Below are 6,127 nucleotides of genomic sequence, written 5' to 3'. Positions count from 1 at the left end.
GCGGCCAACCGGTCCGGGCTGCAGTGGAGCACGATCCGCAACCTGATCATGGCCTGGGTGCTGACCCTGCCGGTCTCGATCGTGCTGGCCGGCGGCCTGTACTGGCTGCTGCGCCACCTGTTCTGATCGGAACGTGGGTCTGGACGAAAAGCGACCGCTCCCCAGCTTTCACTTCGGCGATGCGGTCGCCGCCGCCTATCACTTCGACCCCGGATCCGGCGCCTGTCGCCAGACCGGGGTCGACCCGTTGCCGGAGCACGGCGACGGCTGGGTCTGGCTGCATCTGAAGCTGACCGACACCCGCGCCCGGCACTGGCTGGCGCATCACGAGACCCTGCCCCCCGCCGTGGCCCATTGGCTGCTGGAAGGGCCCGACCGGGTCCATCTGCAACGGCTGGACGGCTGGATCGTCGGCGCCGCCAACGGCCTGCACCATGATTTCGCCTTCGAGCCGGACCAGATCAGCGGATGAGGTTCTGCGTCGGGCCGAACCTGCTAGTCACCGGCCGCCGCCACCCGCTGCGCGCGATCGACGAGATCCGCCGCAGCCTCGATGCCGGCCGGGCGCCGGCCACCGCGCTCGGCATGCTCGCTTTGGTCGGCGAGCATCTTGCGGCGGAGGCGGAGGCGACCGTCGAGAAGCTGATGGACCAGGTCGACGAGATCGAGGACCGGGTGCTGGACGACCGGTCGAACAGCCATACGGTCGAGGATCGCCAGTCGCTCGGCCGCATCCGCCGGAGTGCTGCGGCCCTGCGGCGCCACCTGCTGCCGGAAGGCACCACCTTCGCCGCCGGGCTGGACGATCTGCCGGACTGGGCCGACGCGGCCGGGCGGAACAGCCTGGTCGCCGCGGCCGAGCGCTTCCGCCGTGCCGCCCGCAGCCTGGACGAGGTGATCGACCGGGCCCGCCTGCTGCAGGAGGAGATCGCAGCGCAGCGGGCCGAGGCGATGAACCGCAGCCTGCTGGTGCTGGCGGTGCTGACCGCGATCTTCCTGCCGATGACCCTGATCACCGGCATCTTCGGCATGAATGTCGCCGGCATGCCCGGGCTGCAGGACCCCGGCGCGTTCCTGTGGGTGATGCTGCTGATCGTGGTCGCCGGCGTGGCGCCGATCGTGCTGATGCTGTGGCGCCGGATGTTTTAGCGGCCGGCTCGGGCGGGCTTACAGAAGCAGCAGTCGGACGCCGTGACCTATCGCCCATTTTGACACCGTCATCGCGAGCCCCGCAGGGGCGTGGCGATCCAGCGGCTCGATCTCTGGATCGCCGCGTCGCTTCGCTCCTCGCGATGACGGATCAATTGCCTGACGGGCGACCCTACCCGGCGGCCGCCCGGCCGCCGATGGCGGGCATGTTGCGCAGCAGCAGCCGCACCAGCTCCGACTGCCGGTTGGTGCGGGTCTTCATGAAGATCTTCTTGAGATGGTTGCGGATCGTCTCGTAGCTGACGTCCTGGCGGGTGGCGATCTGCTTCAGCGACAGCCCCGCCGCCAGCTCTCCCGCGATCCGGGATTCGGTCGCGGTCAGGCCGTACAGGCAGCGCAGTTCCGGCAGGGAGATCTGGCTCGCCGCCGCCGGTGCGGCGATGAAGATCGCGGCCTTCGGCTGGGTCAGCCCCAGCAGCGGCCGGCCACGCCCGACCGGCGCCACCAGCACGGCGATCTGGTCGCCGCTGGCGGTGTCCGACAGGGTCAGGCCGCCGCCCGGGTCCAGCCTGGGATCGTCGAGGATGACGGAGGCGGAGGCGATCAGCTGGCGCAGCCGCCCGGTCTCGGCCGGCTGGCCGGCGCAGAGCAGGCCGCGCTGGTCGACCCGCAGGGTGGTTCCGGCCCGCAGCAGCCCTTCGGCGATGTGGTTGGAGAAGGAGACCCGGCCGGTCGGGTCGGTCAGGATCACCCCGATCGACAGCCGGTCGAGGCCGCTTTCCAGCGCGTCGCGCTGGGTGGTGACATCGCCCAGCCGCTGGTGGATCTGGGCCGCCCGGGCGAAATGCGGCAGCAGCGACTGCAGCAGCGCGGCCAGCCGCTCGGTCTCCGGTTCGGCCAGGGGCGAGGCGTGCAGCACGCTGATATGGGCGGACACGCCGCCACGGCGCAGGAAGGTGCCGCCGACGCCGGAGAACAGCTGCTGCGGCCGCAGCCAGTCGGCGAAGAATTCGGTCTTCTCAAGCGAATTGCGGGCGACCAGCGCGTCGCTGATCGTGACCTCGCCCACCGCACGCCGCAGCACCTGCTCGCTCCACGGATTGGTGCGCCAGAAATGCTGGGAGTAGCTGTCGATGAAGGCCGGATCCCAGCTGCTGGTGGCGGCCAGCGCCTCGAACGCAGCCGTGTCGGCATCGTCGGATTCATGCAGCAGGTACAGGCTGGCGTGGCCGTCGGCAAAGCGCTGGGCCAGATCGTTGAGAACGGAATCCCACAATCCCTGGTCGAGCGCCGCGTCGTAGATCCGCGCAATCAGGTCAGGCAGGTCATCCGTCATTCCGGGACCGCTCCTCGACTGGGCGCCAACTGGGGCTGATGGGGCCGGCCGCAGCAGCGTCCGGCTGGGTTCCTCAGGCTCCCGAGAAAGATAGTCCATTTGGGTCAGGTTGCCATCCTTCAATTTGCAGATGGGACCGCGATGGGTTTTCAGTCATGCTCCCCTTGTTCAGAGAGCAAGACACCCACACAAATTAGTACGCTTTTTATAGAAACGCATAACGTTTAGTAAATCTAAGCCAGCGGCGCGTCTACGGGAGGTTCACCCAGCGGCGACGTGCAAACCGACGGCAGAACAAGGGACGGGCCCACCCTTTCGGTGCGGCCCGTCCTGATTCCGGCCGGGGGGTTCAGGCCGAGGGGTTTCAGGCCGAAGGAAAGATCCGCCGTCATCCGATCCGCGGCGGCCGCCGGCCGCCGATGAATTCATACTTTGTTACAGTATGAATCCAGATCAATTGAATTCAATAATATGCCCCGCCGATAAAGCATCATCCGGGGGGAATCAAGCCATGCCGAAGTTGCTTGCGCTATCCTTGAGCATAGCTGTGCTTGGGGCAATATGGGCCTTTCTCGCCCTGGGCCCACTGAGTGGTTTCGTCCTGGTCTGGGCCGGCTTCATTGCCTGGGGATGTTTTTTCCATTCAGGTGCGGACGAGAAGGCGCTGAGCAAGACGATCGCCGGCAACATTTATGGCGCCGTCGTCGCCTGGATCGCGCTGCTGATCATCGTCAACGTTCCCATGCCGGCGCTGGGCGCGGTCTGGCCGGCCATCGTCGTCGGCGTCACCGTCTTCTTCCTGGTGATCGTCGCCTCGATCGAACCGCTGTCGGTGGTCCCGGCCAATGTCTACGGCTATGCCGCGACTGTGGCCTATTCGCTGCACCAGGGTGTCGACGCCAGCGGTGTCGGGCCGCTGCAACGGCTGACCGCGGCCAGCATCGGCAACCCGCTCGTCCTGCTGGTCGTGTCGATGGTGCTCGGGGCGGTGTTCGGCTATGCCTCGGCCAAGCTCGCCGCTGCGCTGGCGCCGTCCGGCGCCCCGGCCTAGCTGCCCCCTGCCCGATCGTCCGCCGGCATCGCCCATGGCGGTGCCGGCGGGGCGGATCAGCCCAGCTTGGTCTTCAGCAGTTCGTTCAGCATGGCCGGGTTGGCCTTGCCGCCCGAAGCCTTCATCACCTGGCCGACGAAGAAGCCGAACAGCTTGTCCTTGCCCGAGCGGTATTCGGCCACCTTCTCGGCCTGCGCCGCCATCACCTCGTCGATCACCTTCTCGATCGCGCCGGTGTCGGTGACCTGCTTCAGCCCCTTGGCCTCGACGATGGCGCCGGCATTCTGGCCGGTCTCCATCATCTCGGCGAAGACGTCCTTGGCGATGCGGCCGGAGATGGTGTTGTCGGCGATCAGGTCCACCAGCCCGCCCAGCTGCTCGGCCGAAACCGGGCTGTCCTCGATCTCCTTGCCCGCCTTGGCCAGGCCGCCGAACAGCTCGTTGATCACCCAGTTGGCGGCCAGCTTCGGATCGCGGCCCTTGGCCGTGCGCTCGTAGAAGAACGCCTTGGCCTGCTCGGCCACCAGCACGCCGGCGTCGTAAGCCGACAGGCCGTATTCGCTGATGAAGCGGGCCTTCTTGTCGTCCGGCAGCTCGGGCAGGGTCGCCTCGATCCGCTCGACATAGCCGTCTTCCAGCACCAGCGGCAGCAGGTCCGGGTCGGGGAAATAGCGGTAGTCATGCGCATCTTCCTTGGTGCGCAGCGACCGCGTCTCGCCCTTGTTCGGATCCCACAGCCGGGTTTCCTGGTTGATCGACCCACCGGCCTCCAGGATCTCGACCTGGCGCCGGCCCTCGAACTCGATCGACGACATGACGTGGCGGATCGAATTGACGTTCTTGACCTCGCAGCGCGTGCCGAAGGCGGTATCGCCGACCTTGCGCACGGACACGTTGACGTCGCAGCGCATGGAGCCTTCTTCCATGTTGCCGTCGCAGGTGCCGAGATAGCGCATGATCGAGCGCAGCTTGCGCAGGTAGGCCGAGGCGTCGTCCGGGCTCCGCAGGTCCGGCTCCGACACGATCTCCATCAGCGCCACGCCGGACCGGTTGAGGTCGACGAAGGTCTCGCGCGGCGACTGGTCGTGCAGGCTCTTGCCCGCATCCTGCTCCAGGTGCAGCCGGGTGATGCCGACGGTGCGCGCCGACCCGTCCGGCAGGTCGAGCACGATCTCGCCGGTGCCGACGATCGGGTCCTTGTACTGGCTGATCTGATAGCCCTGCGGCAGATCGGCGTAGAAGTAGTTCTTGCGGTCGAACACCGAGCGCCGGTTGATCTGCGCCTTCAGGCCCAGGCCGGTGCGCACCGCCTGTTCGACGCAATGATCGTTGATGACGGGCAGCATGCCGGGCATGGCGGCATCGACCAGGCTGACCTGGCTGTTCGGGGCCGCGCCGAAATCGGCGGCCGCACCGGAGAACAGCTTGGCCTTGGACGTGACTTGGGCGTGGACTTCGAGCCCGATCACCGTCTCCCAGACGCCCGTCTCACCCTCGATCGTGTACATCGAACCGCTCGCATTCAACCTGCCGGAAAAGCGACGACAGGGAGCGCGGAAGGGGCGCTCCTGTCAACCTTATGTTGAATAGTCAACCTATGGACGGATCGCGACCTCGGCCTCGATCTCGACCGGCAGGTCGAAGGGCAGTCCGGCCATGCCGACGGCGGAGCGGGAATGCTGGCCGCGCTCCGGCCCGAACAGCTCGACGATCAGGTCGGTGAAGCCGTTGATGACCAGCGGGTAGCGGTTGAAGCCGGGCGCGGAATTCACCATGCCGAAGGCGCGCAGCCAGGCGGTGATCCGGTCGAGATCGCCCAGCGCCGCCTTCAGGCTGGCCAGGATGGCAAGGCCGGTCAGCCGCGCCGAGTGGTAGCCCTGCTCCAGCGTCAGCTCCTGCCCGACCTTGCCCAGCGGCTGGGCCAGCGACCCGTCCGGCGCCAGGCCGCCGTGGCCGGAGACGAAAGCCCGGTCGCCATGGATGCGGACCCAGGGGAAGCTCAAGACCACGCCAGGCGGCAGTTTGATCGGCGCCGGCAGCTGCAGGCCCAACGCGTTCAGTCTCGCCTCGATCTCGGCCATGGTTCGTGTCCTTCACTGTCGCCGGTCTGCATCACCACACGCATTTATCGCGGCCCGGCCACAAAAAAGACAAGCGGCAGGATCGAGGTGGATTGATCCGATGCGTCGGAATTGTCAGGAATTCGATCCCGTAAACGGGCGCCATCCCCATCGGCCCCGAGCCCCCTCGCCAAAAAACATAGTCGGGAGATCCCCTTATGGTCGCGTCCCCTTGGTTGTCCAGAATAGCCATGGCCGCCGCTCTTGCCGTCCTGGCCGGATGCGTCACGACCTCCAGCACGAACAAGCCCGCCTACACGCCGCCCAGCGCCCAGACCGTCGCGACATGGCAGGCGGCGGCGCAGAAGGGCGATGTGTGTCCGCGCAGGACAGCCTGGGCGAGTATTATTTCCAGACCAAGGATTACGACTCCGCCCATCGCTGGTACGCCAAGGCCGCCGAGCAGGGCGACGCCACGGCCCAGTACAACATGGGCGTGATCTACAATTTCGGCCACGGCGTTCCCAAGGA

7 protein-coding genes are annotated in these 6,127 nt (G+C 67.0%); 4 read left to right on the top strand and 3 right to left on the bottom strand.

Going from position 1 to position 6,127, the window contains the following annotated elements; genetic code table 11:
- Window positions 1–133 precede the first annotated feature (133 nt).
- Window positions 134–472 (top strand): magnesium transporter CorA family protein, encoded by a 339-nt coding sequence (locus tag AC3XYG_RS35845; RefSeq protein WP_489144677.1) that lies wholly within the window; start codon window positions 134–136, stop codon window positions 470–472.
- Window positions 469–1,149, top strand: coding sequence for a CorA family divalent cation transporter (locus AC3XYG_RS35840; RefSeq protein WP_489144676.1), 681 nt, complete (start codon window positions 469–471; stop codon window positions 1,147–1,149). Before AC3XYG_RS35845 ends, AC3XYG_RS35840 begins: the two co-directional genes overlap by 4 nt.
- A 172-nt stretch (window positions 1,150–1,321) precedes the next feature.
- Here AC3XYG_RS35840 and AC3XYG_RS35835 read toward each other — a convergent pair whose 3' ends face one another.
- Window positions 1,322–2,485 carry a helix-turn-helix transcriptional regulator gene (locus AC3XYG_RS35835; protein ID WP_489144675.1) on the bottom strand — a complete coding sequence of 388 codons (1,164 nt, stop codon included), beginning with the start codon at window positions 2,483–2,485 and terminating at the stop codon, window positions 1,322–1,324.
- Between the two features lie 511 nt (window positions 2,486–2,996).
- Here AC3XYG_RS35835 and AC3XYG_RS35830 point away from each other — a divergent pair.
- Complete coding sequence (locus AC3XYG_RS35830) at window positions 2,997–3,536, top strand: DUF1097 domain-containing protein (RefSeq protein ID WP_489144674.1); 540 nt, start codon at window positions 2,997–2,999, stop codon at window positions 3,534–3,536.
- A 56-nt stretch (window positions 3,537–3,592) separates the two neighbouring features.
- Here AC3XYG_RS35830 and gatB read toward each other — a convergent pair whose 3' ends face one another.
- The gene (gene gatB, locus AC3XYG_RS35825; RefSeq protein WP_489144673.1) at window positions 3,593–5,044 is read right to left on the bottom strand and encodes an Asp-tRNA(Asn)/Glu-tRNA(Gln) amidotransferase subunit GatB; all 1,452 of its coding nucleotides are present in this window, start codon (window positions 5,042–5,044) and stop codon (window positions 3,593–3,595) included.
- 87 nt (window positions 5,045–5,131) lie between these two features.
- Window positions 5,132–5,617, bottom strand: coding sequence for a RidA family protein (locus AC3XYG_RS35820; protein ID WP_489144672.1), 486 nt, complete (start codon window positions 5,615–5,617; stop codon window positions 5,132–5,134).
- On the opposite strand from AC3XYG_RS35820, the gene AC3XYG_RS35815 reads away from it, so the two are divergent.
- A partial coding sequence (locus AC3XYG_RS35815) for a tetratricopeptide repeat protein (RefSeq protein ID WP_489144671.1) occupies window positions 5,517–6,127 on the top strand: 611 nt, incomplete at its 3' end. The two genes, AC3XYG_RS35820 and AC3XYG_RS35815, sit on opposite strands and share 101 nt — an antisense overlap.

This window comes from Inquilinus sp. (genome assembly GCF_057815775.1).
The sequence above is the reverse complement of the archived record's forward strand: the minus strand, read 5'-3'. Positions and strand labels throughout refer to the sequence as shown.

What these genes read in the sequence shown, in the direction of transcription:
- AC3XYG_RS35840 (WP_489144676.1), top strand. Translation starts at nt 469, where the DNA reads ATGAGGTTCTGCGTCGGGCCGAACCTGCTAGTCACCGGCCGCCGCCAC.
- AC3XYG_RS35835 (WP_489144675.1), bottom strand. Translation starts at nt 2,485, where the DNA reads ATGACGGATGACCTGCCTGACCTGATTGCGCGGATCTACGACGCGGCG.
- AC3XYG_RS35830 (WP_489144674.1), top strand. Translation starts at nt 2,997, where the DNA reads ATGCCGAAGTTGCTTGCGCTATCCTTGAGCATAGCTGTGCTTGGGGCA.
- gatB (WP_489144673.1), bottom strand. Translation starts at nt 5,044, where the DNA reads ATGTACACGATCGAGGGTGAGACGGGCGTCTGGGAGACGGTGATCGGG.
- AC3XYG_RS35820 (WP_489144672.1), bottom strand. Translation starts at nt 5,617, where the DNA reads ATGGCCGAGATCGAGGCGAGACTGAACGCGTTGGGCCTGCAGCTGCCG.